The 3,317-nt window shown below is 53.1% G+C and carries 5 protein-coding genes; 2 read left to right on the forward strand and 3 right to left on the reverse strand.

The annotated features are described in order from the left end of the window. Positions 1-752: 752 nt before the first annotated feature. A complete protein-coding gene (locus PT282_RS07520; protein ID WP_277168991.1) occupies positions 753-1,460 on the forward strand; it encodes a hypothetical protein in 708 nt (235 codons plus the stop codon). Further along, on the forward strand, positions 1,457-1,792 hold the full coding sequence (locus PT282_RS07525; protein ID WP_277168992.1) for a transcriptional regulator: 336 nt from the start codon (positions 1,457-1,459) through the stop codon (positions 1,790-1,792). The genes PT282_RS07520 and PT282_RS07525 overlap by 4 nt, the downstream gene beginning before the upstream one ends. A 162-nt stretch (positions 1,793-1,954) precedes the next feature. Here PT282_RS07525 and PT282_RS07530 read toward each other — a convergent pair whose 3' ends face one another. From PT282_RS07530 to PT282_RS07540, 3 genes are all read right to left on the reverse strand, one after another. Next, on the reverse strand, positions 1,955-2,215 hold the full coding sequence (locus PT282_RS07530) for a Txe/YoeB family addiction module toxin (RefSeq protein ID WP_277168995.1): 261 nt from the start codon (positions 2,213-2,215) through the stop codon (positions 1,955-1,957). Continuing rightward, positions 2,215-2,478: a type II toxin-antitoxin system Phd/YefM family antitoxin gene (locus PT282_RS07535; RefSeq protein ID WP_277168993.1), complete on the reverse strand. Its 264-nt coding sequence runs from the start codon at positions 2,476-2,478 to the stop codon at positions 2,215-2,217. Before PT282_RS07535 ends, PT282_RS07530 begins: the two co-directional genes overlap by 1 nt. A gap of 224 nt (positions 2,479-2,702) precedes the next feature. After that, positions 2,703-3,143: a GNAT family N-acetyltransferase gene (locus PT282_RS07540; protein WP_277168994.1), complete on the reverse strand. Its 441-nt coding sequence runs from the start codon at positions 3,141-3,143 to the stop codon at positions 2,703-2,705. Between the last annotated feature and the right edge of the window lie 174 nt (positions 3,144-3,317).

The following is a 3,317-nucleotide window of genomic DNA, read 5'->3' on the forward strand; positions in this document are numbered from 1 at the left end:
CCGACACGAATTAAGACCCCTCGGCCACCCGGCAAACCGGGCACGCATCGGACTGGCAATCAAAAAAGCTTAAAAAAGTAGTACAAACACGCTCTTGAGTTCTCAAACCACCACCACACCAACAACTTCAAACAATCTCGAAGATTTGTTGTCGCTGTCAGGCAGCAAGTAGATAACTTACACGAGGTGCCCCATCTGCGCAAGTCCCATTCGAACATTAGGTCAAAATTCGGTGAAATTCCAACGTTCTCTCGGCGTGTTGAAATTGGCCGTAGTAGTACCCGCACGGCCATTTTAGCCTTGCATGGCTCGGCCAGGGACTTGGAAAATAATCCGTTTTCTTTCCCGTCCGGCGTGTCGGTCCGTGGCCTCGCGCCCTATACGCGATCGGGGTCCCCATACGGCGAGAACGCACCTGGATACCAACTGCCCAACGAATCATCGTGGGTTCTACCCCCTGCACATATGAGAGCCACTCTCACCCACCAAGCCGATAATGGACATTATGTTCGCCGCCTCTGTGCCATCCCGACTTACAGCCATGGGGAGACTTCCGCAGGTCAATAGGCGCTCCGTTCCGTGACATGTTTTAGGCCCATTGCGATCCGGCTATAACGAAATCATCAATTGTTCGGTTGCGGTGGCAGGCAATCACCGAATACGGGTGTCGATTTGACAGATTAGGTTTGCACCATAAACTACTTTATAGAAATAACAATCTACAACTTCGTAATAAAAGGAAGGTATCCGTCATGGCTAGGAACAAACTTTCAGACAACGAACAGATCACGGATCCGGCCGACGCCTTGGGTATCGTAAGGGCGCAACGCAAACGGGCGAACCTGGCCAGGAATCAAGGATCCTATGTGCACTTTGGCGTCTGGGGCGCGGCCTGGCTCGTCGGGTATGCGTCCCTTGCCTTCGGAACCACTTCCCTAGACGGCAACGAGACCACTACCAGCGCTTGGTCGTTCCTCGTTTTCGCGATCGTATTGATTTTCGCCTTCGTCGCTTCCTGCATGGTGAATGTGCGCAACGCATCTGGCATCCGCTCCGAAAACCCGATGTTCCACTATTTCAAGCGAATGGGGAAGATGGCCGGTTGGTCGTATCCCCTCGCATTCTTCTTCGGCATGTGCGGTCTTGCGATATTCGCAGGCAAATACGGTCCGGGCAACACCGAGATGTCCGTGCTCTACAACTTCGTGGTGCCGCTGGTACTCGGGCTCATCTACTGGTTCCATGGCGCCATGCACAACAACCTCACACTATCAATCACCGGCTTGTGGATGATGGCATTGAGCTGGAGCACGATTCTGGCAGGAGTTCCCGCGGGATATTGGATCATGGCCCTGCTCGGCGGTGGCGGACTGTTGATCGCCTTCATCGTCGCGTTGGCGTTCGCCCATCACCAGGCAGACGCCACCGTCGCCAACCTGGGAGAGGAATCACGAGCATGAGCAACGAGCGACTCGACCCGATTATCCATGCCCCTTCGCGACTGCGAATCATGACCACTCTTACCAGTCTGCACGATGACGAAGCCATGTCATTCACCAAACTCAAAAAGCTGCTGGGCATGACCAATGGGAACCTTTCGGTTCATCTCACCAAGCTGGAAAACGCCGGTTACGTGAACATCGAAAAGACGTTCGAGGGCAGAAAGCCGGCCACCTATATAGCGGCGACCCCTCAGGGACGCCAGGCTTTTGAGGACTATCTGTCAAATCTTCAACAATTGTTGAGTCCCGTTACCGGAAAGCCGGAAGCGGATAAGGGCTTGCGGGCATAGCCGAACTGACACCATCCCAATCAGTAAATCGGGAGTTACACCTCTTTGACGGAGAGAGGAGGATGATGCCGCTTTCTCCAACGAGCGCAACGATGTGTCTCGATCAAAAGGCAAAACAATACGAATATTCACCTCTGAGAATCCGGCCACTCCCATCCGTTTCTATTCGTAGTGGCTCCAGGCAGCGTATATCGTTACGGTCCTCGCCTCATCGTCAATCTCATAGACCACACGATGCTGGCTGTTGATCCTTCTGGAATAGAGGCCGCGGCTGGTAGGTTGCAGTTTCTCGAACGATTGGGTCGGCCGGTATGGATCTGACTTCAGATCAGCGATGATCTGCATGAACGAACCCTTGAGGTTCGACCGTTTCAGCTTCTTTAGGTCTGGTTTCGCCGAGTTCTTGATGACAACCCGATACATCAGAGCTTGTCCCAATCGACGTCATCGATGTCGGTGGTGCCGCTGTCATCCGCCCTGCGCCTCTCCACCATCGCCAGAGTTCCGTTGTTCTCCAGGTACAGCGTCTCCATGATCGAATTCCAGTCTGCGCGATTGACCAGTACCGCTTCCTCGCTTTTGTCGCCACGGGCCGGCGAAATGACCACGGGCTTGCGCTGGACATTGACGTCCTTAAGAATCTGATAGAGGTTTTTCCTGGCCGCTGTCGGTGTATACGTGTCCATATTCCCCACCTGAAATAAGTCTTGTTCCACTAACGTACGTTATACGCGTACGTTTTATAGAAAGTCTACCAGATCCGTTACGAGCACAGAAAGATGAAGCTCATTGCGAAATCCATACCATCGAGATGGAATATTAAGGTTTTTTTAAGAATCATTTTCGACATCCCACAACACCGTCTACATCACCCACCTGCCTCCAAGCCTCTACTATGAAACACTGAAAGCTACAAGAGCCTCTCCATGACAATCTCACCTTCATCAATCTCACCAGTAGCGGTGAAACCCGCCTTGGCATATACGTGTTCGGCCATTGCATTGCCGGGTACATAACTCAGCCTCAACCTGACTTGGCCAGCGGCTTGCGCACGTTGCCCCAGTAGCTCTATCGCCCGGGAACCATAGCCATGGTTCACATATACTTCGGGTATCAATATCCGCCAGATATCGCAGACTCTTTGGCTTCGATCGTCATGGGTCATCACAAAACCGACCAAGACGTCGTCGTCATAGATCGCTAAAGGATGCACTGTGTGGTCGTTGCGGTAAAGCCACGCCTCCGCGAGAGAAACGCTGTTGGGCGCCACATAGTCCTCGCCTGCAGGACGTCGCATGGCCAGAACCTGGTAGAAGTTCGATTCGTCGATATCCCTCAGCCGCACTGTCATGACTCAATAGTATCGAAACCCTACAACGAGGCCAAGGCCGATTGCGTGATCAATAGGATAATTGTTGTTCCGGGTTGTGCGGGGTGTCTCCTGGGTATGCGAAGGACCCCATGGGAGCCGTAAGGCTCGACCATGGGGTCCTTCCTGGAGTGTGATGCGGCGGCGGGCTACTCT

The organism is Bifidobacterium sp. ESL0763 (genome assembly GCF_029433395.1).
Taxonomy (GTDB): Bacteria; Actinomycetota; Actinomycetes; order Actinomycetales; family Bifidobacteriaceae; genus Bifidobacterium.

Excerpts from the sequence above, each read along its gene's own strand:
- PT282_RS07520 (WP_277168991.1), top strand. The coding sequence starts at position 753 with ATGGCTAGGAACAAACTTTCAGACAACGAACAGATCACGGATCCGGCC.
- PT282_RS07525 (WP_277168992.1), top strand. The coding sequence starts at position 1,457 with ATGAGCAACGAGCGACTCGACCCGATTATCCATGCCCCTTCGCGACTG.
- PT282_RS07530 (WP_277168995.1), bottom strand. The coding sequence starts at position 2,215 with ATGTATCGGGTTGTCATCAAGAACTCGGCGAAACCAGACCTAAAGAAG.
- PT282_RS07535 (WP_277168993.1), bottom strand. The coding sequence starts at position 2,478 with ATGGACACGTATACACCGACAGCGGCCAGGAAAAACCTCTATCAGATT.
- PT282_RS07540 (WP_277168994.1), bottom strand. The coding sequence starts at position 3,143 with ATGACAGTGCGGCTGAGGGATATCGACGAATCGAACTTCTACCAGGTT.